The organism is Candidatus Firestonebacteria bacterium RIFOXYD2_FULL_39_29 (assembly GCA_001778375.1).
GTDB lineage: Bacteria > Oederibacteriota > D2-FULL-39-29 > D2-FULL-39-29 > D2-FULL-39-29 > D2-FULL-39-29.
In genome coordinates this window covers 1-25,139 of record MFGV01000048.1, presented here as the reverse complement: position 1 = coordinate 25,139, position 25,139 = coordinate 1, and the positions used below count along the sequence as shown (strand labels likewise).

Annotated in this window: 24 protein-coding genes and 1 pseudogene; 1 reads left to right on the top strand and 24 read right to left on the bottom strand. The window is 38.3% G+C overall.

Going from position 1 to position 25,139, the window contains the following annotated elements:
• From A2536_05310 to A2536_05235, 16 genes and pseudogenes are all read right to left on the bottom strand, one after another.
• Positions 1-186 (bottom strand): annotated as a pseudogene (locus A2536_05310) (hypothetical protein).
• A gap of 13 nt (positions 187-199) precedes the next feature.
• Positions 200-1,105, bottom strand: coding sequence for a hypothetical protein (locus tag A2536_05305; GenBank protein ID OGF46223.1), 906 nt, complete (start codon positions 1,103-1,105; stop codon positions 200-202).
• A gap of 34 nt (positions 1,106-1,139) precedes the next feature.
• Positions 1,140-2,552: a hypothetical protein gene (locus A2536_05300; GenBank protein OGF46222.1), complete on the bottom strand. Its 1,413-nt coding sequence runs from the start codon at positions 2,550-2,552 to the stop codon at positions 1,140-1,142.
• Entirely contained in the window at positions 2,545-3,873 is a 1,329-nt protein-coding gene (locus A2536_05295) for a hypothetical protein (protein ID OGF46221.1), read from the bottom strand. The genes A2536_05300 and A2536_05295 overlap by 8 nt, the downstream gene beginning before the upstream one ends.
• On the bottom strand, positions 3,860-4,882 hold the full coding sequence (locus A2536_05290) for a hypothetical protein (GenBank protein ID OGF46220.1): 1,023 nt from the start codon (positions 4,880-4,882) through the stop codon (positions 3,860-3,862). The genes A2536_05295 and A2536_05290 overlap by 14 nt, the downstream gene beginning before the upstream one ends.
• Positions 4,883-4,985: 103 nt before the next feature.
• Positions 4,986-6,116: a hypothetical protein gene (locus A2536_05285; protein ID OGF46219.1), complete on the bottom strand. Its 1,131-nt coding sequence runs from the start codon at positions 6,114-6,116 to the stop codon at positions 4,986-4,988.
• A complete protein-coding gene (locus A2536_05280; GenBank protein ID OGF46218.1) occupies positions 6,113-6,910 on the bottom strand; it encodes a hypothetical protein in 798 nt (265 codons plus the stop codon). The genes A2536_05285 and A2536_05280 overlap by 4 nt, the downstream gene beginning before the upstream one ends.
• The gene (locus A2536_05275; protein ID OGF46217.1) at positions 6,894-7,574 is read right to left on the bottom strand and encodes a hypothetical protein; all 681 of its coding nucleotides are present in this window, start codon (positions 7,572-7,574) and stop codon (positions 6,894-6,896) included. The genes A2536_05280 and A2536_05275 overlap by 17 nt, the downstream gene beginning before the upstream one ends.
• A 529-nt stretch (positions 7,575-8,103) precedes the next feature.
• Complete coding sequence (locus A2536_05270; GenBank protein OGF46216.1) at positions 8,104-9,210, bottom strand: cytoplasmic protein; 1,107 nt, start codon at positions 9,208-9,210, stop codon at positions 8,104-8,106.
• A 779-nt stretch (positions 9,211-9,989) separates the two neighbouring features.
• Positions 9,990-10,574 (bottom strand): hypothetical protein, encoded by a 585-nt coding sequence (locus A2536_05265; protein ID OGF46215.1) that lies wholly within the window; start codon positions 10,572-10,574, stop codon positions 9,990-9,992.
• A 241-nt stretch (positions 10,575-10,815) separates the two neighbouring features.
• Entirely contained in the window at positions 10,816-13,278 is a 2,463-nt protein-coding gene (locus A2536_05260; GenBank protein ID OGF46214.1) for a hypothetical protein, read from the bottom strand.
• A 554-nt stretch (positions 13,279-13,832) separates the two neighbouring features.
• Complete coding sequence (locus tag A2536_05255; GenBank protein OGF46213.1) at positions 13,833-15,194, bottom strand: replicative DNA helicase; 1,362 nt, start codon at positions 15,192-15,194, stop codon at positions 13,833-13,835.
• 174 nt (positions 15,195-15,368) lie between these two features.
• Positions 15,369-15,812: a 50S ribosomal protein L9 gene (locus A2536_05250; GenBank protein OGF46212.1), complete on the bottom strand. Its 444-nt coding sequence runs from the start codon at positions 15,810-15,812 to the stop codon at positions 15,369-15,371.
• Between the two features lie 149 nt (positions 15,813-15,961).
• Positions 15,962-16,306 (bottom strand): 30S ribosomal protein S18, encoded by a 345-nt coding sequence (locus A2536_05245; protein ID OGF46211.1) that lies wholly within the window; start codon positions 16,304-16,306, stop codon positions 15,962-15,964.
• Positions 16,307-16,500: 194 nt separating this feature from the next.
• Positions 16,501-16,926 carry a single-stranded DNA-binding protein gene (locus A2536_05240; GenBank protein ID OGF46210.1) on the bottom strand — a complete coding sequence of 142 codons (426 nt, stop codon included), beginning with the start codon at positions 16,924-16,926 and terminating at the stop codon, positions 16,501-16,503.
• A 178-nt stretch (positions 16,927-17,104) separates the two neighbouring features.
• Positions 17,105-17,476 carry a 30S ribosomal protein S6 gene (locus tag A2536_05235; protein OGF46209.1) on the bottom strand — a complete coding sequence of 124 codons (372 nt, stop codon included), beginning with the start codon at positions 17,474-17,476 and terminating at the stop codon, positions 17,105-17,107.
• Positions 17,477-17,783: 307 nt separating this feature from the next.
• Between A2536_05235 and A2536_05230 the strand changes: the two genes are divergently transcribed.
• Positions 17,784-18,020: a hypothetical protein gene (locus A2536_05230; GenBank protein OGF46208.1), complete on the top strand. Its 237-nt coding sequence runs from the start codon at positions 17,784-17,786 to the stop codon at positions 18,018-18,020.
• 43 nt (positions 18,021-18,063) lie between these two features.
• On the opposite strand, the gene A2536_05225 is transcribed toward A2536_05230, so the two are convergent.
• The 8 genes from A2536_05225 to A2536_05190 all read right to left on the bottom strand — a co-directional run bounded on the left by A2536_05225 (position 18,064) and on the right by A2536_05190 (position 24,993).
• On the bottom strand, positions 18,064-19,140 hold the full coding sequence (locus A2536_05225; protein ID OGF46207.1) for a redox-regulated ATPase YchF: 1,077 nt from the start codon (positions 19,138-19,140) through the stop codon (positions 18,064-18,066).
• Positions 19,141-19,357: 217 nt separating this feature from the next.
• A complete protein-coding gene (locus tag A2536_05220; GenBank protein ID OGF46206.1) occupies positions 19,358-20,002 on the bottom strand; it encodes a hypothetical protein in 645 nt (214 codons plus the stop codon).
• The gene (locus A2536_05215) at positions 19,981-20,445 is read right to left on the bottom strand and encodes a hypothetical protein (GenBank protein ID OGF46205.1); all 465 of its coding nucleotides are present in this window, start codon (positions 20,443-20,445) and stop codon (positions 19,981-19,983) included. Before A2536_05215 ends, A2536_05220 begins: the two co-directional genes overlap by 22 nt.
• On the bottom strand, positions 20,442-21,179 hold the full coding sequence (locus A2536_05210) for a hypothetical protein (GenBank protein OGF46204.1): 738 nt from the start codon (positions 21,177-21,179) through the stop codon (positions 20,442-20,444). The genes A2536_05215 and A2536_05210 overlap by 4 nt, the downstream gene beginning before the upstream one ends.
• Positions 21,176-21,592, bottom strand: a complete 417-nt coding sequence (locus tag A2536_05205) for a hypothetical protein (GenBank protein ID OGF46203.1) — start codon at positions 21,590-21,592, stop codon at positions 21,176-21,178. The genes A2536_05210 and A2536_05205 overlap by 4 nt, the downstream gene beginning before the upstream one ends.
• A gap of 934 nt (positions 21,593-22,526) precedes the next feature.
• Positions 22,527-23,948 (bottom strand): hypothetical protein, encoded by a 1,422-nt coding sequence (locus tag A2536_05200; protein OGF46202.1) that lies wholly within the window; start codon positions 23,946-23,948, stop codon positions 22,527-22,529.
• Positions 23,949-24,102: 154 nt separating this feature from the next.
• The gene (locus A2536_05195) at positions 24,103-24,342 is read right to left on the bottom strand and encodes a hypothetical protein (GenBank protein ID OGF46201.1); all 240 of its coding nucleotides are present in this window, start codon (positions 24,340-24,342) and stop codon (positions 24,103-24,105) included.
• A 381-nt stretch (positions 24,343-24,723) separates the two neighbouring features.
• Positions 24,724-24,993, bottom strand: coding sequence for a hypothetical protein (locus A2536_05190; GenBank protein OGF46200.1), 270 nt, complete (start codon positions 24,991-24,993; stop codon positions 24,724-24,726).
• Between the last annotated feature and the right edge of the window lie 146 nt (positions 24,994-25,139).

Below are 25,139 nucleotides of genomic sequence, written 5' to 3'. Positions count from 1 at the left end.
TCTTCCATTGGACACCTCCGTCCCTGAGACGGTTCCTATATTAGCACCATCTCTTCTTTGTGTCCACTGCTTTGGGGGAATTGTACTTTGCCAAAACAAAAACAATTTAATAAACAATACTTGCTCAATTTTGTATTGAAAATATTCAAATACTTTATATATTACTTTTTTATTGCCAATTTGCATTTGAATCCTTTACTTATAAATTAATTTTTCTTAAATATACTGTTGGATTGTTTGCCAAATATCCCTCAGAGTTATAAAATAAGTTTTTATCATAACTTGATGTTATCTCTCTCTGCCGGCTCAGCTCGTAAGTATACAATATCTCATATTTATGCTTGTTTTCAAACACCCATTGATTAAAATATTTTGATTCTCCATTTTTAACAAACCATTTTGCCTTTGGTTCCTTGTCTAGAGGATATATGTCGTGAATGTGAATAATAGATCCGGGCCGCATAGCTTCGAGAATACCAGATTCATCAAGATACCATTTTGCAAACTCACAACTATGATCAGCATCTATAAATAGAAAATCTATTTTTTTGAATTCTTCTCTGTATTTTTTCACTGTATTCCTAAAATCACCTAGCTCAAATTTCCAGTTTTTAAGCTTACCTGAATATTTGCGGATATTTTTTACAATATCAGCGCTATTATTATTAATATCAAAACTAATATGCTCGCAATTTTCCGGCAAGGCTCTTTGAATAACAGCAGTGCTTAAGCCTTTGCAAGGTGCGCACTCAAACACCGTCTTAATCCCAAGATATTTTATTAATCCATATAAAACTCTTTGGTCAAAAACATCATACCCGCCAACAAGTGTCCCGCCATACGATTCAAGCCCAAATAATACTTTTTTGAAGAACTTCTCATCTTGGATTGAGAGATCCAAGCACTTCCTAATTATTTCTAAGCTAGTGATCTCATTGAACTTCGGAGTGCTTAATAGAATATCAATATTCTTCAATGCTTCTTTTGCTTTTCCCATAATGAAATATCTTCTATATTTGCCAAAAATAATATTTCTAATTTTAATAAACAGAATAATTAGACTTCGCTTAACTCCATTTTTTATTATTTTTTCGAGTATTCGCATATATATTGTCCGTTTCCCTTAAATTGAATTTTAATCATAAAATAGTTTCTGCTTTAAACTTTATTTCCTTCAGCTCTAAAAACACTTTCAGTTCTCCAAAACAATAAATAGTAATACTATAGATTAGGAAACCAACAAGTATAGATACATATAGATTAGGAATATTAATAAAATATAAAAATATACCCATAATTATTGCAGCAATCGCAGGCAGTTTAATAAGAGAATAATATCTTGTATTAACAACTTTCCTATATTCCCTAAGCCAGAAGAAGAATAACGCAGATGTTGGAACTATTGTTGAAATAGCAGCCCCTTCTATTCCATATTTTGGTATCAAAATTAAGTTAAGCAACACATTTAGGACTGAGTTTATAAAAACCATTTTAAGCAAAGTACTTTCTTTCCTTTTTATCATAATAACGTAGCCAAATATTCCACCTATATAGCTTGTTAATAAATAAACCAGCAAGAGCCGAAAAGTTAGCACGCTATTTATATAACCTGTTCCATAGAGATGCAAAATAATTTTATCAGCCAAAATTAACCCACCAATAAAAATAGGCAGAGCTACAATTGCCATAATCTTAATTGCGATAGAACAAACTTTTTCAAAACTTTCTATTTTGTTAACAAGATTAGACATTGTCGGATATAGGGTTACAAAGAATAAGTCGGCTATAGTCTGTATCATATAAATAAGCCGAAAGGCGGCATTGTATAGTCCTACAGAGAGATCACTGGTCATAAATGATAGAAAAAGAATGCTTGAATTGTTACAGATTTTTATCAAAATGGTAGAAATACCGATAGGTATAGATGAGCGTAATATTCCGGCAAACAATTTCTTTTTAAAAATGTACTTCAGTCGACCGAAAACGCGTATATATATTATGTATTCCATAACTATCGTAATTGAAGTTGAAAAGATTTGCATAATTGGAAGCATAAGAATGCTCGTAGAATATCTTAAGAACATCATTAAAACTCCGAACATAACTATGTTATTGATAGTTCTTGAAGCCGCAGTTAACTCCAATTTTTCATGAGATGAGAATATCCAATTAACATTGAAAGCTGAGAGGAACATATTCACGCCATAAAGCAATATGAGCCACAGTTTTATATCTTTATACCCAATTATTAAAGCTGACACTATTATCAATATTAACGCCAAAATAGAAAGAACAATTCTCAATATTAACACATTTGAGTAATATGCATTTCTTAAAGACCTATTTTTAGATAAGTTTCTTATCGCGATAGATTCGATACCTAGACTTGCTAACACAGAAAAGTAGTCAATAAAAACCGTTGCAAACGATACAAGTCCAAAAACAAGAACATCAAATTTTCTTGCAATAATTATCAGAAGAGCAAAACTCATGAATTTGTTTATAACATTTGAGGAGTATGTTGATATTATGTTCTTTACTATTTTATTCATTTCTTCCTTTATTAATCACATATAGTGATTCAATCATGCCTATTCCCATATAGATTGTGGTCTGATTACCAAGAAAGCCACTAAAAAGCCCTTCAATTGAATTATATATAAATAAAACAAGCGCTATTCTCATATATAAGGCATTCTTATTACTGCCTTTGCTTACAATAAAAGCATGCCTAATCACAATGTTTAACAGTAACACAAGAAAGACAAATCCTATTATTCCAAACTCCGCTAATATCTCCAATATTATATTATGAGGAAATCCGCTTCCACCAACGGAGTTTCCCATTCCTACACCTGTGACGGGGTTTTGAAGGAACTCGTTAGTCGCTTGATCCCACATTGTAATCCTTTGGTATACAGAACTTGCTTCGCTAATCTGTGCTTCATCCGAAAATGTATAGGCATAAAAATCTGTTACTTGCGATGGTAAAATATAGACAATAAGAATAGAAAATAGGCTAAAAATTGATATATACAATATTTTAGATTTTAATTTGATTTTTGACAGAAATAGTAGATAGAATATTATACACGCCGCCAAGCTTGCAACCGCTCCGCGAGATCCGCTTCTCAATAAAAGAAATAGCGAAATAATAATCGCCACCAAATTTATGTATATATTTTTTTTTGTTTCAATCGTTCTGATTCCTAATATTACTATCAATATTGCAAAAGTAATTCCAAACAGTATTGGATTATCAGGTACATTTTCAAATTTGTATAAAGAGAATCTCGAGGAATGGGCATGAATAGGATTAAATATTAATTCGAGTAGCGATGGAACGATTAACAATGCGGTAACAATTATCACAAATACGAAGAATCTCCTTATATTTTCCGTCTTACTTAAAAGACGCATTGAATAATAGGGAGTAATTACAAGTAACGGAAAAAGAGTCATCTTCTGAATTGAACCAGGATTGTCTGATGAAAACATCAGAAAACTAAGATAGTACAGGACAAAATAGACGGTCATCAATATATCAACCATCGTGACTCTTATCTCCTTAAAATACTTCATTCCACCTACTATTGAGGTAAATGCGAGCATCCCATAAAAACCGCCCGTAAGCAAGGAATTAGTATTAAAACCAGCTTTATACACAACATAAAAATAAACGAATAACCCATTAAATAACAGGGCCATCGGCAATTCATAGTGTTTTGTCAAGACAAACGAAAGTATTAATGCAAAGGTAAGAAATATAATTAATATGTCCATTCTCGCTGAAATATAACCTATAGACAGCGCAATAACTCCGCATAAAATAGAATACAACAATGCTTTATATATATCTTTAATATCTTTCATTACCTGTAAGCAATCCTATAATAAAATTAGCATTATCCTCGGAATATTTAATCTTTGAAAGCTTCAATGCCTTTTGAGAATACATCTCTCTCTTCTTTTGCTCTCTAAAAAGCATCAGAATTGCTTCTTTTATTCCATCTTTAACAGGTTCATTAACAATTATACCGGCATTTAATATTGTTTCAGGAATGCCACCTCTTTTTGTTGCAACAATGGGAAGCCCCATAGCCAAAGCTTCCAAAAGAACCCTTGGTCTTGGATCTTCCCATAAGGAAGGAACAACGATTATATCTGCAGCAGCTAAATAATTTGGAATATCCATATTAGCAATCTTGCCCAGCATAAGTATCCTTTTATTAACCGCTGCCGTTCTCTTAATGTACTCCTCTAACAAACCCGCTCCAGCAAAAGCGAAATAAATATCTTCCTTTATTTCCGTTGCAATCTCCACCAAAAGACCCGGACCTTTTTCTTTTGCAAACCTGCCCATAAATAAAACTACAAATTTTCCATTAAGCGCTGTTTTTATTTTTGCCGCTGTTTTATCTCTCTGATAAAATATATCAGCATTGACCCATTGATCGTATACTGTAACTTTTAAAGGATTTATTCCTAAGTCTATTATCTCATTTCTAGAAATACTTGACACAGCAAGAATATGATCAAGCCCATTCAATGTCCATTTGACTATTTTATTCCTAAATTTAGATCGACCCAGGCTGTTGTATAAATGGTGAGTTGTAAATATAAATCTTTTATTCCTAAACGCATATTTCAATATAACAAGGAAAGGAGAATAGCCATGGCCGTTCACTATTTCTATTTTTCTTCCATTAATCAGCATAAAAGCAAGAGAGGTGAAAAATAATATTGAGTTTTCAAGAACAAACCTCAGCTTTATTATTCTAAGTCTTTCAAGCCAAAATTGAGGTACTCTAAAAATACACATGTCTTTATTTTGCTCTATTATTTTTACACCTTTTACTCCGGAAGGCTTCAGTGTAATCACATAAACATGAAAACCTGATTTTACCAGACTCCGGCATAGATCATCCAGATGCGTCTGGATGCCACCAAGACTAGGCAGGAACGAACTGCTTATGATTAATATTTTATTCTTCATATTTTTTTAAAAATATATCGGCATTATGTGAGCTATAGTATTTTTCTGCATACGTTCTAGCAGTAGCTGATAGTTTAAATAATTTTTCTTTATCATCTTTAAGCTCTCTTAACGCCTTTTCTATGTTCGACCGGAATGATTGACTGACAATTATCCCAACTTCAGGACTGACAATTTCAGGTATTCGGCCGATATTTGTTCCTATAACACTTACTCCGCAAGAAAAAGCCTCTATAATGACCCTCCCAAATCCTTCCTTCTCTACCGTTGGTATTACTAAAATGTCTGAAGCGCATAAGTACTGAGGAATTTTCGAGTTTTCTAAGTCTCGGATAAGGAGCAGGTTAGCACAAGTATTTGCTAACTCAAACAACTCCCGATATTTGTTTCCATCACCAATAATAATAAAAAAAACATCTTTTAGATTCTTTATTAGGTCAATCATGATATCTATGCCCTTTGAATGTTCTAACCTTCCGACATAAACAACTGTAAATACTTGCTTTAAACCTAAGACTTGTCTACACTTACCTTGGTCCTGCTTAATAAATATTTTGTTATTTACCCAGTGTGTATAAACACTTATCCTCTTTGCATTTACACCAATTTCTACTAATTCATTCGCAGATTCTTTTGAAACACAAAATATATGATTATACTTATTTAGAACTCTTCGAATAACTCTATTGCTGAGCTTTCTGTCATTATATTTAAAAATATTATGAGTGCTTAAATATATCTTCTTTTTAAAAATCTTTCCAAGGACATAGACAAGGAAGCTGCTCGCAAAACTTTGCGAATGAATGACCTTTACTTCCTTATTTTTAAAAATCAGAAAATATAGGCAAGGAAATAGCAACAAAATGTTCTCATATATAAATCTAAGCCTACCTGTAAAAATAAATCTTTTCCACCCCAAAAGAGGCATGCGAAATACATAAAAACTTTTATTTTTTTCAAAGTACTTGTCTTTTCTATTATTTATAATGGGTTGACAGGTTGCAATATAAGCCAAATATCCCTTTTTTTCCAGAACAGAACATAGGTCATCTAAATGGGAGGCAATGCCGCCAATATCAGGAGAGAACGATGGGGTAACAATCAATATGCCAATTTTCATTTTTTTCCAATAAGAACCAAAGCATAACCGAAGTAGGCGTCTATTATGGTACCTTTTTCTTTCTTAATCTTACTTATGTAATATTTATTTTTTATCTTAAATATTTTTTTAAAAATAACAAAAGGATTTATCCTGTAAATAAGGCAATAAAGATAATTTAGAGAATACATTATAGAGTCTCCAATGAAATAATAATCATTAATTTGATTACTTACACAATATTTTCTTAATTCATTCCTGGTAAATGGATATTCTTCCACCGGATATTTGCCAAAAAATTCAAAAACGGTTTTATAAAGCATGTAGAACGGATTATACTTGTTTGGAACAGAAATTATAACTACTCCCCCAGCTCTAACAAGGTCAAGATGGGCCTTTAGCACATCTGTTCTTTGCTTACCTTTAAAATGTTCGGCTAGCCCAAAAGACATGCAAACATCAAACTTGCTAAAAAGAGAATGGTCCATATGGAAAATGTCAACTTGGGAATATTCTGCCTTAACCTTATTTTTTTCAAAGAATATCTTGCTTCTATCTATAGCTGTTTTTGAATAGTCAAGAATTCTTGCTTTAGCTCCATTTCGCGCCATTATGGCAGAATAAGTACCCATCCCTCCCCCAATTTCTATGCTACTAATTCTGTCTATTGACCCAAAATGCTTCTTTAGCCCCTCTTCTATTCTTTGCCATCGAATACTCTTTATCTCTTTTTCAAGTATATAGTTATCATCTTCTTCATTTACAGGGGAATCCCAAAGTCCATCCCAATACTTTAAATTACTTGGCTTTTTCATTATTCCGCCTGATCAACTCTTTCAAATATACGAAGAAGAAACCAATAACCATAGAAACCACGAGTGCTATTGACATATTTTTAGAAAGTGATGGCTTGGATTTATGCTCCGGAGGCACAGCTCTGTCTAGAATTCGTACTACCGGTTTTGCAGTTGTTATCAAAAGTTCATTATTCATAACATCTAAATAGCTGACATAATAATTTGCTATATCTGCAGATAGTTGAGGATCTTTGCTTTCTATTGAAATATTGATAGACTTTTCTTTTGTAACAACAAATGTAGCAGCTCCGCTAAGAAATGACAACGCAGATTCCGTTGATTGTGTATATAAAATATCCTTAAGGTTAAATTTATTTATTATAGCTTCTCCCATTTTACGACTTTTAAGCATGGACAAAACTACATTTGTACTGTAATTTCCTCCAAACATATCTGAAACTGCGGCTCCTAAATATCCACCAATCATACTACTTTTACCGCTTTGCTGCTCCATTTCCGGAGACAATACAGTTGCCGTTGCTATGTATTTTTTTGGAGTAAGAATTGTAAAAACAAAAGATGCAACTAATGAACCACACACGATGATAATAATAATTCCTAAATTCTTTTTAAAAGCTTTACAGAGTTCAACGAGACTTATTGAGTCAGTATTATTTTCCATTATTATTTTACCCCCAAGTCAAATATTATTAGTCAGTTTCTAACTTCAATAAATATTTAAAATACTCATACAAATACGCTTTCAGTGAGAAATCTCATTTTATCTACTAATTACTGAAACGCCTACGGCAGTATTGTAGAAAATCGCAGAGAAGCTTGTACAAATTATGTTCCAATAGTCGAGTAATGTGGGTTCGAATAATTCGTCGGACATTTAAAACCTCCCTTAATAGCATTTACGATTTACGAATGACGATTGACTCCGCCCTTAAGCTTGGCGGACTGTCTCGCCCTAACAACTGGCTCGCAGAATTATTTTCCTTTAAAAAATACTTTTGTAGTTGCTCGATTTAGGCCGTGCCGGCGAAGGCGAGCGGCCTGATTAATCAGGCGACTACGGGTAAAGACAAATACACTGAACCTTCCCGCCACAATGTGGCGAGGTCTAACGAGATCCCCGATAAAAGCCCTCCAAAAAGACCGGCGGGCAAAAGCAAAAAGACTGCACTCGGGGACGACAAAACAAATACTTATTTTCCTTTAAGAAACTTTGTTATTTCTTTTTTCTTGGGTAGTTCTAATTGATATTTCTTTACAAAAAGCTTGTTGTCCATGCCTGCCAAGGCAAACTCGACCATTTCATGGTTTTTTTGTGTGCATAAAAGAATTCCTATAGGCGGATTGTCGCCTTTTGTCATTTCACACTTTTTATACCAGTTAACATATGTATTCAGCTGACTTACATTCTCGTGTTTGAACTTATCCGCTTTTAATTCTACAAGAACATGGCATTTTAAAACACGGTGGTAAAACACAAGATCGACAAAACAATATTCTCCACCGATATTTATTCTTTTTTGTCTGGCTTCAAAACAAAAACCATAACCCAATTCAAGCAGGAATTCCTGAAGTTTATCCAGCAACGCACTTTCAAGATCGGACTCTTTAACGACTTCTTTTGGTTTCAGGCCCAGGAACTCAAAAACATAAGGATCGCGTATGACAAGCTCCGGCTTATTTTGTTCTGCTTTTTTCGATACCAGCCCAACAAGTTTCTTTTTGTTTGTGGAAAGCCCAAGGCGCTCATAATAAAGCGAATTTATTTGCCGTTCAAGTTCTCTTACCGACCAATTGCCGCGAATGCATTCGTGTTCGTAATACAAGCGCTTTGAAACATCATCTATTTCTATAAGCTCAGCAAAATGAGTGAATGACAGCTTTTCTATAAGATTTTTTACCGGAATCATCAATTGTGGAGTCACTGACTCCATTTTCTTTTGTTTTTTAACTGGTATTAACTTCATTTCCGGTACAAATTGTGGAGTCAGTGACTCCACAATTTGAGGATAAATTTGATAAAACTTACAATAACGGTATAATTCTCGCCGATCACATCTTGATAAGCCATTGTTTATTAGCTTTTCCGAGAGCGTATCCATAAGCAAATCACCGTATTTTGCTCTGTCAGTGCCTACTCTTTCATATTCGGAAATATACATGCCAATAATCCAGTTACGCATAGTTAAATTTATATTGATTGCTTTGACTGTTTGTTGAGAAAGACTTTGATCGACAGAGCACAATGCTTGTACCATGTCTTCAAAATTAAACTTTCCTTGTATTACCGTATCTTTCATTTTAGTTTCTTCTCCTGCTTGTCATCTTACCTGCATTGACCCATTCCATTATGCTTCAGACACCGGGTGGACAGTCCCAGAGAGCGGGACAGTCACCCTCTTTCAAGAAACTTTTACCTCCGCCCTTAAGCTTGGCGGACTGACTCGCCTAATAGCTGGCTCGCAGAATTATTTTCCTTTAAAGAACTAGCGCCATTCGTGGAACATTGTGCGGTCAGTGACCGCACTTTCTTTGATATTACGGTTGCTATAGTGGCACCTTGTATACTAACTACACTTGGTATACGACCACCATTAGAATATGTCAACATATATAAGCTGTTGCATCGATATTTGTAAAATAGTTCGTCAAAAACGACCATGCACCACTCAGGTAATGCAAACGCCTTCGGGTACACGGCTCAGCCCTGAACCAACCAATGCCATTCGCAATGGTAATGCGAGGTTTATGGTCTTTATCCTCATTGCAAATGAGGAGGTAAAACACCTTTTGTAGTTGCTTGATTAATCAAGCGGCTCAATATCATGCCTTAGGCAGATCCGCCTCAGGCGGAAATCAGGCAACTACATATCAAAGACACTGGATCCCGTATCTCAGTACGGGATGACAGGGGCTATATACTATTTATAGCTTGTTTGGTGAAATATACTTTAGCTTACCGTTCTCCCACACTGGGAGAGGGCGGCCTGTTTTCTTATGCTGAGCAATAACACCTTTTATGGCGGCTTTCATGGCTGCAATGGCTTTATCATTCAAGCTTGTCTTTTTTCTCATATTATTACCTCGTTGTTATTTTCCTAAAAAGATCTTCTATAATAATTTTAATGCTCCCATCGGAATACGAAGCAATTACCTTTGGTGCTGATTTAGAGTTATCAAAAAGTATCCAATTATCGACTAAGTCTTTGTATATTTGAAAAAAATTGTCTATCGAGCGCTTGTATCTTCTTATTACGTCTGCTTTGGGGATGTCATGTCCTCCCTCAGCTACTCTCTCTTTTATCCTCGCTAACGATACTTCCGGACTTGGAACCCAAAGAAAGTATATATGTATGTTGTATCCTCGTTTCTTTAGTCCTTTTATCAAGTTCGCGTATATTTTTCCTGAAAGCGTTGTTTCGAAACCGAAATCCATTAAAACTGATGAATATTGTTTTATCTGCTCTAATACTATTTTGCCTGACTTTAAAGCTGCGTTCTCAGGATGAAAAGGCGATAAACCCTGAGCTATCAGATCAGCATTGATGAAGTTCTCGCATTTTGCATATTCAGGCAAGAACATTTTTGCAAATGTTGTTTTGCCTGAACCGTTTGGTCCTGCTATTATGTAGACGTTTTTCTTTTTAATAGATTGCTTCGTCATAAACCTGACCTAACGGTCAATTCCTCGCAATGACAGCTGACATTGTGCGGACACTGTCCGCACTTTCTTCAATACAACTAGCAACTTCTGGTACAATTTCAAAGACTACATTCACCGGGTGACAGTCCCAGAGAGCGGTACAGTCACCCTACTTTTGCTGCTTTCTAACTTATAAATATCCTTCCACGATTTTAGACCTTACAAACCTTATGAACCTTACAAACTTTACAAACTGAACCTTCTACCTATTTATCGCTGAGACACCGACTGCGGCGTTGAAGAATATCGTTGAGGTATCTGTCAGAACTTTCAACCAATTTGTTTCGGTTTTTAGTTCGGCGGGGACTATTATTGTGTCGCCGCGTTCTATGTTTTTGCCCCAGGCGTTGTTTTTGTCGACTTCGCCGCTGGCCCGAACTATGTATACGTCACCTCTGTCTGCGTCTTTTGTCGTGCCGCCGACGCGGTCAAGATAGAAATGGATGTTCCTCTCCGGTTCGTAAACAATACTTGTGGGGTTGTAGACACTGCCTATGACGTTTACTGTCGAAGGAATTTGTGGAATATAAAGAGAATCGCCGTCTTCGATGATTATATCGTCTTTGCTGTCTTTAAAAGCTTTAAGATCCTCAAGTTTGATGATAAGTCTGCCCGGGACATCTATACTACCTAAAACTTTTACCAGGTCTTCCTTTCTTTTTACTGTCTCAGCTGCTTTTTTTGTGTCAGCATCTGTCTGACCGGTAGCGGCAAGCTTTGCGCCTTCGGCGGCAACTTCCTGCTGGAGACGCTGCATATACTTAAGCATCGTTTTCTGTTGAATGGTTTTTACAGATTCTCTGGTAAATACCGCAGATTTTGGAGAGGCTTTTTCAGAATAACCGCCTGCTCTTTCTAATACACTTGAAAGCTTTTCATTACTGTCTGCAACATAGACTCCGGGGAATTTCACTTCGCCTGATAAGGTTATTTTCTTTTTCTTTGTCCAGGAAGTTTCTTCTCTTATGAATAAATGATCTCCGGCTTCAAGAATATAGTCCTCATCGAAAACCCCTTCTACCAGGAGCTTTTTCAGGTTTATCTTTTTGATTTCAGGCTGTTTCCCGAAGACTATCTTAAAGAGTTCGGCTGAGTCCATGGAGGCCGTTTTTTTCAGGCCTTTGGCTTTGAAGATCAGATCCGAGACTTTCATCTTTTCGGCAAGCTCGAACCTTCCTTCTTTGTTTACCGCGCCGCTGATCTCAACATACTGAACGGGGAGAATCTCAGACTGGGAATAAACAGTGACTTCATCCCACTCTTTGAGCGCTTGATTTTCTTTCACATCGCCCTTTAAAAGTTTATCCGGGTCAAATGCGACTATCTCTCTCGCTTTGTCATTTTTATACCTGCTTATTTCCGCTCTGTTTAAATAGGTGCCGGGAAGAATGCCTCCGGCTTTTTCTATCAGCTCCTTCACCTTGAGACCCGGAGTAAGCTCATATTCCGCAGGCCTGCCGACATTACCGTACAGGGTGACATAATTATATTTCAGCTTATTAATGGGGAAGACCGTGATGAGGTCGCCGTCATTTACTATTATATCCTTGCCGTCTTTTAGCGCGTCCCCGGTTTTAAGCTCTACATCCAGGACTGCTTTTCTCTCGCCGTTTATCGTGCGCTCTATTTGAATGCGCGAAACATATCCGGAAGGGGTGACACCGCCCACCATTTTCATGAGAGCTGAAAGTTTTGTCTCTCCCGCAAGTTCGTAGATACCGGGCTTTTTAATATTCCCCGTTACCCCGGCTACCGCGCCGATGGACGGGACGAAAACCGTATCATTGGACTGAAGTTTTACATCCAGTCCCTTTTCGCCGACCAAGAGGAAATCATAAAGGTCTATGGTGGAAACGACCTTATTATCCCTGATAAGTTTTACTTTTCTTAAAGAGCCAACTTTTGTCGGGCCGCCGGCTTCATAGAGAGAATGAAAGAGCGTTGAAAGAGAACTGATGGTGTACCCGCCCGGCTTTTTCACTTCCCCGAGGACAAAGATCCTGATGGTGCGAAGCTTGCCCATCGTAACGTTGATAGAAAAATTAGCGTAGTTTTGAGAAAGGGCGTCTTTTATGAGTTTTTCCGCTTCCCCAAACTTCATACCCCATAAAAACACAGCCCCGGCTTTCGGGAGTGATATCTTACCGTCTCTGTCCACAGTCAAGCTGAACGTCTCCTGCACCAGCTTACCCCAGACGTAAACCACAAAATTGTCCCCCGGCCCTACAATATAGTCCGGTCCGACAGGAACATTGTCCGTAGGCGCAAACGTAGTGGACGCCGCCTTAAATATATTATACCCAAACTGTTTTAAAAACTTTTTTTCTTTTTCCGTATCTGCTTCTTTTACTTCCCCTGCTTCTCCTTCTTTACTTTCTTTCCCTGTTTCTATGTAGTCATCATGCTTTTCCTTTACTTCTCTTATGAATAACTCTTCAATAACTGAAGGAACCTCTATCTCCGGTTTTTTTTCTTCTTTAGAGGGAAGAACAACTTGAGTTTCGCCTGCTTCCTTATTGTTGGGATCTTTTAACGCTTTTTCAATATCAGTTTTACTTACAAGACCTTTATTCAGCAATTCCTGTTTAAGATCCTGTGTTTGTGAATACCCCGAAACAGTTAAGAATAATACCAAACCGCTGATAAGTAACTTTGACATTTTCATATAACTCTTCCTCCCAAAAAGATTCCACTTCCGCCAATTATTTAAGGCGGATCTTTTGATGAGATTACAAAACTACCGGATTCTCCGTCCGCCTAGGGCGAGACGAGATCTCACCGCAGGTGGACACTGATACAACCTTAAGAACTACCACTGCAAAAGTATATTATAACAAAGTATGTTGATAACTACAAAGGAATTTACAATTTAATGAGGGCAGGAAAAACTACCGTCTGATATTAACGCAATATATAGTGGGTGGAAGGATTAAATTGGCTATAGGTAGTATTAGCAAAAATATACTCGATTTGCCCCTTCTGCGGCAGAGTTCGTCGGATTGACAGCCGACGCTACGAAAAGATTTTACTTAACATAAATATTTTCCTTACGAGAACTTTTCCTGCGGAAAAGCGCCTGATAAATCAGGCAACTACGAAAAAACTTATTGTTACTGCTCTTTCCGCCCTTAAGCTTGGCGGACTGCTACGCAGAAAGGCGACCAGGCTTTTTACTTCGACTACTTCACTTTCTGTTTTTGCTTCCCTTGCTGCACTTCTTCACATTTCTTCCGGAGCAGAAGGCAGGGGCTGCGGGGCAATTGTAAGATTGTCGAACTTTGCGTATTCGTCAAGGAAGGCTATTTTGAGGGTACCTACGGGACCGTTTCTTTGCTTTGCAATTATCAGTTCTGTCTCTGCTTTGTTTTCAATCTCTCTGTTGTAGTAGGATTCTCTGTAAAGCATAAGTACGGCATCAGCATCCTGTTCGATAGAGCCCGACTCACGAAGATGAGAAAGTAACGGCCTTCTTTCCATTTTCTCCTGTTTTTCAGTGGCGCGGGAAAGCTGGGAAGCTACAATAACCGGGACTCCCATTTCTTTTGCCAGTCCCTTCAGACTTCTTGTCACCTGCGAAACTTCCTGTACTCTGTTTTCCGTACCTCTCGTACTCTCCATTAACTGAAGGTAATCTACAACTATAAGTCCGATATCTTTATCGGCTTTCAATCTTCTACACTTTGCTTTAATCTCAAGCGCAGAAATACTCGAAGAATCATCTATATATATCGGCGCCTCTGCCAGGTGACTTGCCGCCATGGTAATATTCGGCCATTCATTATCATAGGTTTTTCCGGATCTTAACCGGTGCATGGATACTCTGGCTTCAGCGGAGAGCATTCTGAGTACTATTTGATCCGCGGCCATTTCAAGAGAGAAAATAGCAACCGGTATTTTATATCTGATGGAAGCATTGAGGGCTATGGAAAGACATAGAGAGGTTTTACCCATACCAGGACGGGCCGCAATAACTATGAGTTCTCCGCCGTGAAGGCCGGTAGTCATCTCATCAAGCTTTTCAAAACCGGTAGGAACCCCGGTGACCAGAACCTGTTTATATGAAAGTTCTTCTATTTTTTGAATAGAAGCATGCACCAAATCCTTCATTTTGAGGAATCCCGGACGTATACGCTTTTCCGATATGGAAAATATCTGATGCTCTGCTTTATCGAGAAGTGTATCTGCTACAGAATTTTCATTATAGGCATCCGTAATTATTGCAGTTGAAATATTTATCAGATCTCTGAGAGCACTTTTTTCCTTAACTATACCCGCGTAGTATTCGACATTAGCGGCGGTCGGAACCGTATTAATGAGTTCTGCAATATATTCCGCTCCGCCCACCCTGTCAAGCTCATTATTCTTTTTTAACTCTTCAGCTACGGTAATGAGATCAACCGGCTGATTATTATCAAAAAGGCGCATCACCGCAGAGAATATTTTTCTGTGCGAATCCCTGTAAAAGCTGTCTTCCTTGAGCAGCTCAACAACTTTCTGCAAGGCCTCAGGTTCTATAAGCATCGAACCTATAACCGATTTCTCGGCTTCTATGTTCTGCGGCGGAAGCTTCTCATTTGCCATAGTATTCCCGGTAAAAAATAATTTAATTTGAAAAACTGTAGTTGCCTGTTTTCCGCCTGAGGCGAATCATGCTTCAGGCATGATATCAGGCGGCCCGATGCTTGTGCCCGCCAATCTTTATGCCTGCCCGCCGGTTCTTTGGAGGGGAGGGAATCGGGCAACTACGAATAAGAGCTACTTTTTTACTACCCAGACCTTAACGGTCGCGGTAACTTCAGGATGAAGCTTTATTCCCACATCAAAAGCCCCAAGAGCTTTAATAGGTTCGACAAGATCGATCTTTCTCTTATCCACTTCGAAGCCTTCTTTTTTTATAGCTTCGGCAATATCTTCAGTGGTAACAGCACCAAACATCTTATCTTCTTCGCCGACTTGTGTTGTTATCGTCAGAGAAAGCTTTCCAAGCTTGGATGCAAGTTCTACGAATACCTCTTTTTCCTTCGCAAGCTTAATAACATCCCTCTTCTTCATCTCTTCAACACCTTTTATACTTGTTTCCGTAGCAGGAACAGCAACATTTTTTGCAAATAAAAAGTTCCTGGCATAACCGTCAGAAACATTTTTAATATCGCCTTTCTTTCCTATTTTATCAACATCTTTAATAAGTATGACTTTCATTTAAGTACTCCTTTATTGAAGTAGATTCCACAGATTACAAAACATCTGATTCCACTGATACAAGCAAAAACTTAGCAATGATCTCTCTTCATTTTCTTTTCTTACTTCTTCTACTTCACTTACTGTTTTTGCTTTGCTTGCTGTTTTTACTATTCCACCGTGAAAGGTACCAGGGCGAGAACTCTTGCCCTTTTTACGGCTTCGGTCATCTGTCTCTGATGCTTCGCGCAATTACCGGTGGTTCTCCTTGGAACAATCTTTGCTCTTTCCGTTAAAAACTGGCGGAGCATACTTACATTTTTATAATCTATGGTCATATTCTCTTCGGTACAGAATCTGCACTGTTTTCTTCTCGGACCTTTAAAAAATTTACCTCTGGGTCTGGCACCTCTGCCGCCGGGACCATCAGACCTCGAACCGCCCCTGTCCCCTCCTCTATCGCCGCCTCTGGAGTCTCCTCTTGATTCACCTCTGGATTCATATCTATTTTCCATTACATTGCTCCTTTATATCGGCGCAAGATTTATTCCTCTAGCACGCCGTCCCCGAAGCTTTAGTCGGGGATCCATTTTAGATTTTTAGTATTTTGTTACAACTGCGTTGTATTTTGCTGTTACCCGTCATTTGAGAGCAAATGACGAGGTGACAGTCTGTCAGATGTCCTTTATTCTAAATTTTCAACAGACTGTCAAAACGGGGGCTTGTCTTCTTCCGATCCGCCGCCGGCTGCGCCTTCAATAGGTTCTTCAGGAATAGCTTCTGAATCCCCGCCTGTAGCCGCCCCTTTCTTTCCGCCTAAAAATTGGACGCGTTCTGCTACAACATCCAGAGATGATCTCTTCTGTCCATCCTTCTCCCAGCTTTTAAATTGAAGTCTTCCTTCAATATAAACCGGGCTGCCTTTACTTAAATACTCATTACAATTTTCCGCAGGCTTTCCCCATACTGTCACCCGGACAAAACAAACATCATCTTTTAGCGACCCGTCCTGGGCTTTGTACTTCCTGTTTACAGCAATATTTAAAGTACCAACCGCGGACCCGCTCGGAATATATTTCAACTCCGGATCTCTGGTGAGATTGCCTATCAACATTACTTTATTTAAACTGGCCATTATATCCCCCTTAAAAAGATTCCACAGATTTTGGATTCTCCGCCCTTGGCCCGCCTATTGGCGTGGTCTCGCTCAGCATTGTAGCGGACTAGATATCACCGCAGGTGGACACTGATTCAAACTTTAACAATTCTTGCCTAACCTCTTTTGTTTTTTCCTATACTTTGAGAAAATACTTTTATTTTGCTGCGGGCACAGAAGGCACTGCAGGAGCAGTGGACGCAGCCGCAACTACTTTTTTCTTTTTCTTCTTTATCGGTTTATGTATCACCTTTTTAATAGTGAGGTATCTTAAAACCGCGTCACTGATCCTGTAATTTCTTTCAACCTCTTTTACTATTTCCCCGTCCATCTTTGCTTCGATATATACATAGTAACCGTCTTTGGAATTACCTATCATATAAGAAAGCTCTCTCTTTCCCAGCTTTTCTATCTTTACTATCTCACCCTTTGCCGTGGTGATAATCTGGGTGAACTTCGCCGTGAGCTTTTCCACTTCCGCTTCCGGGGTCTTACCGTCTACAACAAATGTCGTTTCATAAACTATCAAAGTAAAATCCTCCTTACATAGAATTAAATAATTAAATAGCAAATACCCATCTTTGGCTTTCTGCGGTTTCAGAAGGCTGGGACCGCGTTAACCGGGTATTGCCGGCGCATCAAAAGCGGCGTATTCGCTCCGATACAGAATGTTTCATATTTTTCCGCAAACAACCCAGTCCTGACCGCGTAGATACTCGCAGCTTTGGACTATTGCGAAGTAGTATTATAGCAAAAATAGAAAATATTGCAATACATAATTTAGTGAAGTTTCCCCGTTTTCTGTTCCGATTCGCAACTGGAGGAAATTTATCTCCATGTTCGGCGGCCGAATAACTCGCTTTGCTCGAACAATTCAGCCTTTTTCCGAACATTTCTTTAAATTTCTGTACGCTGCTCACAAGTCACAGAAAACAGGAAAACTCCACGTGCAAAAAATCCGTTTTGCCTTAGTTTGCATGCTTTTTGTGAGTTATACTCGAAAAAATGGGGAAACTCAACATAATTTAGCCCGAAAACACTCAGAAAACTGTTGGATTATGCTTGGGTTTTAAAGAGGCAGGTTTCAGGTCCTGGGTGCTTGGTGCTGGGAAAAAACTAAAGCCCGAAACGAAATTGTATCACGTCGCCGTCTTTTACGGTGTACTCTTTTCCTTGCAGGGCAAGGGCACCTTTGGCGCGGGCTTCTGACCAGGAACCTATCTTTAAAAGTTCTTCTGTGTTAATTACTTCAGCGCTTATAAAACCCCTTTCCATATCGGAGTGTATCTTTCCGGCGGCTTTCGGGGCTTTAGTATTTGCGGAGATGGACCAGGATCTGATTTCGGGTTCTTTTACAGTAAAGAATGTTATAAGGCCAAGAAGCGAATGCGCGGCTTTAACAAGACGCTTCAAACCGGCTTCGTCAATACCGTACTCTTTTCCGAACTCTTTGCATTCTTCTTCGGTCAAAGAACACATTTCAAGCTCCAGCTTGCTCATTATTTCCACCACTTCGGCGTTTTCTTCTTTGGCTTTTTCCTTCAACTTTGTAACCGCAGGGGATTTATTCTCGCTTACATTTGCCAGATATAACATCGGCTTGCTTGTCAGGAAAAAGTACTGCGTCATGAACTCCGCTTCGTGCTCTTCAAATTTAATTAAGCGGACCGGAACTCCCTTGTTAAGATTTTCTTTAATCTTCCTTAGCATATCCTGTTCTTGAAATACTTTTTTGTTATTGGTTTTTAAAAGCTTTTGTATTTTTTGAAAACCTTTTTCTACATGCTCAAGATCAGCGAGGAGAAGTTCGGTATTTATTATCTCCGCATCCCTGACCGGGTCAACGCTACCGGAAACATGCACGACATTTTCATCCTCAAAACATCTGACCACGTGGAGTATTCCATCAACTTCACGAATGTGGGATAAAAACTGATTGCCAAGCCCTTCCCCCTTGGAAGCACCTTTAACCAGTCCCGCAATGTCAACAAACTCAACGGTAGTAAAAGTCAGCTTTTCATGAGGAATTATCTTTGAGAGCTTTTCCAACCTCTCATCAAAAACAGTAACAATCCCGACATTAGGATTAATTGTTGTGAACGGAAAATTAGCCACCTCCGCCGCAAGTTTAGTCAGGGCATTAAAAAGCGTGGACTTTCCTACATTGGGTAAACCAACAATGCCAAGTTTCATATATTACTTATATACCAGAAAGGGGCTTTTTAATCAATAAGGATGATGAGAATACAGCTATTTACAATTTACGATTGACGACTGACAATCTATGGTAAGCGGTAAAAGCCCCTCTAGTATTTTAATATTTTTACAATAACTCTTTAGGAAGGCGGAGTCTTCTATCCGCCAACATTAAATTGTAAATTGTCAATCGTAAATCGTCAATATGCTCGCCTTATCGTGAATAGTGCGACATTATAACTCTCTCATTGCCGATAAAAATGTTGCACCATTTGTTGGTGGCTTCAAAAGCAAGCAGAGTGCCTTCCTTGCTTTTTTCGGAAAGAATAGAGGACCAGCCGTAATTTTCCATTAGATTTTGATAATAATTAGCACAGGAGGAGGGGGATTCTTTTATTTCGTATATTATAGTCGTGGATCTTTCTTTTCCGGAGAGACGTTCGAGGCAGAGCTCTCTTTTGCTGTTTTTTGGACGGGGAATGTCAACAAGGTCTGCTCCGGGAACATCGCCGTCTTCTGTTCTTTTCTCCTCACCTTTGGTTTCCAGGGCAATTATCGCCGTACCTTTTTCACCGGGGGAAAATATTGCCTTTATTTTCATTTCCCCGTTTTGATAACTTGCAATATTTCCACAGTCCCCTGTTTCAGAAAAACCTTTTCCCCGCATGAACGACCTGAAAGCATCTTTTGCCGTATTAAGATCAAACTTTGAATAAAACACTTTCCCCGACCCAACGGCACCGTTAATACGAAGTTCCAGGGAAGTAACATTTTGCAAAGCTCCCCTGTCTAAATCTTCATAAACCTTAGAAAACAAATTTCCGGTTAACACCAGTATTAAAAAAAGATATCTTGCCATTTTGGTTTGGTTTTATCCTTTAAAATATCCAGATTTTTATTCCGCTTTGGTCCGACTATCCAGGAGTTATGCCCGAGAGAGAATTTTTCTTCCAAAAATAGCGGAGCCGGAGCCGGCACATTGTCCGCGAGATATCGGACCGTAAGTTCACTTGCTTTATCACGGTATATCGGCTTTATGGCTTTTGTTAAGCCTACAATCGTACAGTTTTGAAGTTTAATCAATTTGCACGTAGAGAGGTCTTCCATCATTCTTGGCTCAAGTAAACTTCCGGATACACCGTCTCTGTCCAGCCACGACCCGCACCGCGCCGATACTGCTAATTTTTGTTTAATGACATATAATGAGTTTAATTTATACAACCCGGTCCACAGGAGAATTATGACCGGAACAACCAGCATGAACTCCACCAGCGCCGCGCCTTTACTTTTTCTTCTTTTCAATGCATTACTCCTTTTGAAAGAATAGGACCGCCAAGAGATACAGGTATGAGTCTCGGCGCGTACGACGGATCCCAGAGGTCTCCGGTAACCAGACTCACATCCATATCATTTAAAAGTTTTCTTAAATCCGTATCTTCTTTGTCCGGCATGGCTTGTGCAAACGCATTCATAAAAGGAATTCCAAAACCAAAAGCACCTATCCCGATAAAGCCCGGCTCAGGATATCCGAGTCCGTTGACAAGAGAATAAGGGCCCCGGTTTTTTTGATCAACCCAGCCTTTTGTAGTATCCTTAACCATATATTGAAGGTCTTTAAAGGGACCGATTCTTTTTACCTTTAGAGAAAACATTCCTTTTAAATCCAGCTTAACAGCCGTTCCATTTGAAAAATTACTCTTAAAATTACTGTAGCCGGCATATGCCCCAGTTCCCGGAAAAGTCCTGTTTACCATATCCTGGGAAAGAGCAACCGATTTTGTGACCGGGTACGTAAACTTTAAACTCGCGGATTCTGCGGTGAAAGCGGCTACCAAACACCAGTTAAGATCAGAAACAATATTCAGCCCCCGCGCCTGCCAAAGGGCGGAGGTATAGGCCGCACCGTCCGTGGCATTTTGAAGCTTCATCCGACGGTAAATCAATTTCCCGTGAGAAAGCGTATAGGCAAGAATAAGAATAATAATGGGCAAAATAATAATCAGAAGTACAGCTGTTTGTCCTTTTGTTTTTTTCATTCTATAGGCAACCTTGTTGACCCTTTCACGGGAAAAACCGGAACGATGAGATTGTATCCAGGTATGTAATTTCTTACCAGTATGGTTACCGTAACCCGGTATTCAAAAAGCATATACTCCCCCTTGACCAAAGCAATTTGCTTCAACGGGTTTAATGATCCGGCATTTAAAACAAACCTGGCAGCCAGGTTAGCATATACATCCGGTTTATCAGGAATTTTCGCATGCACGATAGCCGCCCTGGCCCCGCAAAAAGAAGCGTAGTTTGCAGTATACTGTGCATTAAATATCATAGCCGTTTGCACAATACAAAGAAACACCAATATAAATATTGGAATTATCAATGCAAATTCAACAAGTACCTGGCCGCGTTTTACTCCAGTAAAACGGTTAATAGTGTTTTTAAAGTTCATAAAGTTTGTAAGGTTTTTTCAAAGGAATCTTTATCTTATTCTACAGGCTTTTGTCAACCGTCTTTGACAATGCAAAACATAATCAAACTTCAACGATTTGACTTTAAAAACTTTACAAACCTTATAGACTTTACAAACTGCTATTTCTTTTAAAACGCTCCCGCTATCATGGCTCCAATCTTAGCAAAGCCGGCTGCAACCGAACCACCAAATATTTTCATCGCCCCTATTATGATAACCGCAACAAGCCCAATTATCAAAGCATACTCCGCGATTGTCTGACCTTTACTTCTGTTGATTTTTTTCATACTTTTCACCCCCGTGAATGAATTAGAGACATCTGTCTCGCTGAAATTGAGGCATTTTCACTCTTTTCTGAACCCTATCTTTTTGTTATCTTTCTTCTCCGGATACATTAAAAGGAACATATCACATAAAAGCTTGGTTATTGCTTTATCATGTTTTCCAAGATCTTCTTCTATTTCTTTGAACTTAGATGCAATGTCTTTATTTGCCAAAAGGTGATTCCTATAAGCGACAAAGACGCGCATTATTTCAATGTTAACTCTAATCTCGCCCTGTCGCTATTCAAGACGCTCGAAAGCATCGCTATTCCTTGTTCTGTAAAAGCATACGGGGCATATCTTATTTTTGTTTTATCATTTGCGGTCGCAAATTGCGACCGCAAAACGTCATATTCTTCCCGGGTTAACTGAAACATGAAGTCTTGCGGAAACCGTTCAGAGTTTCTTTCGCTTATGCTCCACGCAATATAGTTCGGCTAAGTCATAACTCAGCATTACTTTTTGCCCTCTAAAAAGCAATATTTTTCTTTCAATGGTTTCTTCGATAATAAGATTATTCATATTATCTCACCCCCGTGAAATTATTTTAAATTATTATAGTAAATATGGAAAGAATTGTCAAATGAAAATTAGCAGATATTTTTTAAAGAACTGTAAGGTATTTTTACCATGAACTTCGAACCTTTATTCTTTTCGCTTTCTAAAGTTATCTCAAAACCGTGCTTTTTTATTATTTCAAACGACAGACTTAATCCCAATCCTGTGCCTTTCCCGACCTCTTTCGTTGTAAAAAAAGGTTCAAATACTTGTTTTTTTATTTCTTCCGAAATACCCGACCCTTTATCCTCCACCTCAAGCAGGGCAAAATCCTTGAAATGTTTTGTCCTTACCCATACCTTACCACCCTCATTCGAGGCATCTATGGCATTATTACAGAGATTTGTTATTACCTGCTGGATCTGGTTTTTGCTTCCTGAGATTAACCCGACCCCTGCATCCAATTCTGGAATCAGCTCAATATTTGAAACCTTGCACTTGCTGATGACTATCTGAATTATTTCTTCCACGGCTTTGTTAAGATCAAACGGAATAAAAACCACTTTTTGCATTCTAGAAAACTGCAGGAGCTGTTCCACCAGGATTTTAGACCTCACTGTTTCTTTTTCAATCATTTTCAAGGGCTTGTAAAACTCATTATCCTCTTTTAATCTTTTCAGTACTATCTGGGAATAGCCCAGAATGACGGTCAAAGGATTATTAATCTCATGAGCCACACCGCTCGCCAACTTTCCGATAGCAGACATTTTCTCTGATTGAAAAAGTTTTTCCTGAAGCTTTTCCTTTTCTTTTTCAATGTTTTTATTCTCAATAATTTTTGCCAGGATATCAGCCACAGCTTTAAGAAACTGCTCTTCTTTTTCACCCAGCTTATGACCGATTTTCAGATATGTATTAATTACTCCTAAAACTCTTCCGGATGAAACAATTGGGATGCAATAATGCCCATGATTATTCATGCCTTCATATTTAACATCATGTCTTTCATCAATACAATCCGCGAATTGTACTTCACCGGTCAAGGCCGCGCGCCCGCAAAAGCATTGTCCAAATTTAACTTCTGCGCAGATGTCTTGAATAGAGGAAGAAAATCCGTTTTGAACCTTCATAACCAGAGTATCATTTTCATTTTCTACAAGGAATACAGCACCTTTCGACTCTAAAGAAAGCCATGCAATGGAAAGAATCTGTTTCAGCGAATATTCCAAGATATATTCAATAGAGTTATCTTTTATCTGTAGACTTAATATATTGTTCAAAACACCCTGAATATCCATATCTTTCTTAATATTTTCAACATTATTTTTTATGTCTTCCGCCATCATATTGAATCCCACCGCTAATGAATCTATTTCATCATTTTTGTCTGAAACCTCCAGCTGGACGGAATAATCACCGCCTGCTACTTTTATTATATACTCTATAATCCTGTTTATACGACTTTCATTTGAATTTTCCTCTCCGCCTGAAGCGGAATCCGCTTCGCTTCGCATTTTCACTCCTCCTTAAACCACAAAAGAGCTTCTTCTTTTGATTTAAAAAACCGTGTTCTTCTGTTTTTCGCGAATCCAATAAAGAAGGAAGCTAAAACCCTCGCTACCGGGTGTAATCCTATTAAAGCAGCCTTGTTAACTTTCTTTCTTTCAATCAATTCTCTGAATATTTTTTTGCTTCAAGCGATGTCTTATCCGATTTGTTAATATCCACTAAGACATCAGCTTTTTCCTTTATTTTTTTCTCAAGAATGACACAAGCTTCTTTAATGACCATAGCAGTATTTTCGGCAATATTGATATAAAGAATATTATCCTGTCCAAGATACAACCTGTTCTCTCCTACGGTTATTTCGCTGTTTTTTTCCTTTTTATTTAAGAATTCCATTTTCATTCTTTATCCCTTAACCCGCTTCAATTGCATTTTCTTCCCTTCACTTTTTAAGCCATGTAATTGCGTCTTCCCTTTTATTGAAAAACCGAACATCTTTCTTTTTTGCAAGCCCTATACTGTATGAGGCAAGTATTCTCGCAACCCGATGCATTCCAAAAAATCAAGTTTCTCAACTTTTTCATGATCTATAAGCTCCTGCCATTCCTTCCTTGCTCCTAATGACTGCTTTGCTGTTTTATTAAGATCTATAAGAGCTTTCACATTCCCTTCGGCTCTATTTACCAGTTCAAGAAAAGCTTCCCTGTCTATTTCTTCTACGCCTGAGACTGACTTCTTTTAATTTTGTCCTCCCGAGGGGCGGCTTCGTTTCACTCAGCATCGTTACTCCTTAAGCCAGGCCAGGGCTTCTTCTTTTGTCTTAAAAATACGCATGTTCTTATTTCTAGAAATTCCCATAATAAATGACGCAAGCACTCTAGCAACCGGATGAAGTCCAATCATTGAAATTTTCTCAACTTTGTTATTTTCACTTATTTCTTTAAATATTTTTCTTGCTTCAGACGCTTCCTTCCCTGCCATGGCAAGGTCTACTATAAAGTTTATTTTACATTCCTGTCTGTCAATAAGCTTAAGGACTTTTTCTCTGAACAAAATTGCCAGCTTCTCATCAATATCGCCAACCCTGGATATATAGAGTATATTATCTGTCCTTTGTTAAAATATTTTCCTAAAATGCTTTATTTTTCAGCATTTTGTAGAAAAGTTTGTTAAAATACCTCTTAGAATGGCTGGCTAAT

Bases quoted from the DNA above. Each gene is read 5' to 3' on its own strand.
- A2536_05305 (OGF46223.1), bottom strand. From the start codon at position 1,105: ATGCGAATACTCGAAAAAATAATAAAAAATGGAGTTAAGCGAAGTCTA.
- A2536_05300 (OGF46222.1), bottom strand. From the start codon at position 2,552: ATGAATAAAATAGTAAAGAACATAATATCAACATACTCCTCAAATGTT.
- A2536_05295 (OGF46221.1), bottom strand. From the start codon at position 3,873: ATGAAAGATATTAAAGATATATATAAAGCATTGTTGTATTCTATTTTA.
- A2536_05285 (OGF46219.1), bottom strand. From the start codon at position 6,116: ATGAAAATTGGCATATTGATTGTTACCCCATCGTTCTCTCCTGATATT.
- A2536_05280 (OGF46218.1), bottom strand. From the start codon at position 6,910: ATGAAAAAGCCAAGTAATTTAAAGTATTGGGATGGACTTTGGGATTCC.
- A2536_05275 (OGF46217.1), bottom strand. From the start codon at position 7,574: ATGGAAAATAATACTGACTCAATAAGTCTCGTTGAACTCTGTAAAGCT.
- A2536_05270 (OGF46216.1), bottom strand. From the start codon at position 9,210: ATGAAAGATACGGTAATACAAGGAAAGTTTAATTTTGAAGACATGGTA.
- A2536_05265 (OGF46215.1), bottom strand. From the start codon at position 10,574: ATGACGAAGCAATCTATTAAAAAGAAAAACGTCTACATAATAGCAGGA.
- A2536_05260 (OGF46214.1), bottom strand. From the start codon at position 13,278: ATGAAAATGTCAAAGTTACTTATCAGCGGTTTGGTATTATTCTTAACT.
- A2536_05255 (OGF46213.1), bottom strand. From the start codon at position 15,194: ATGGCAAATGAGAAGCTTCCGCCGCAGAACATAGAAGCCGAGAAATCG.
- A2536_05250 (OGF46212.1), bottom strand. From the start codon at position 15,812: ATGAAAGTCATACTTATTAAAGATGTTGATAAAATAGGAAAGAAAGGC.
- A2536_05245 (OGF46211.1), bottom strand. From the start codon at position 16,306: ATGGAAAATAGATATGAATCCAGAGGTGAATCAAGAGGAGACTCCAGA.
- A2536_05240 (OGF46210.1), bottom strand. From the start codon at position 16,926: ATGGCCAGTTTAAATAAAGTAATGTTGATAGGCAATCTCACCAGAGAT.
- A2536_05230 (OGF46208.1), top strand. From the start codon at position 17,784: ATGTTCGGCGGCCGAATAACTCGCTTTGCTCGAACAATTCAGCCTTTT.
- A2536_05225 (OGF46207.1), bottom strand. From the start codon at position 19,140: ATGAAACTTGGCATTGTTGGTTTACCCAATGTAGGAAAGTCCACGCTT.
- A2536_05220 (OGF46206.1), bottom strand. From the start codon at position 20,002: ATGGCAAGATATCTTTTTTTAATACTGGTGTTAACCGGAAATTTGTTT.
- A2536_05210 (OGF46204.1), bottom strand. From the start codon at position 21,179: ATGAAAAAAACAAAAGGACAAACAGCTGTACTTCTGATTATTATTTTG.
- A2536_05205 (OGF46203.1), bottom strand. From the start codon at position 21,592: ATGAACTTTAAAAACACTATTAACCGTTTTACTGGAGTAAAACGCGGC.
- A2536_05200 (OGF46202.1), bottom strand. From the start codon at position 23,948: ATGCGAAGCGAAGCGGATTCCGCTTCAGGCGGAGAGGAAAATTCAAAT.
- A2536_05195 (OGF46201.1), bottom strand. From the start codon at position 24,342: ATGAAAATGGAATTCTTAAATAAAAAGGAAAAAAACAGCGAAATAACC.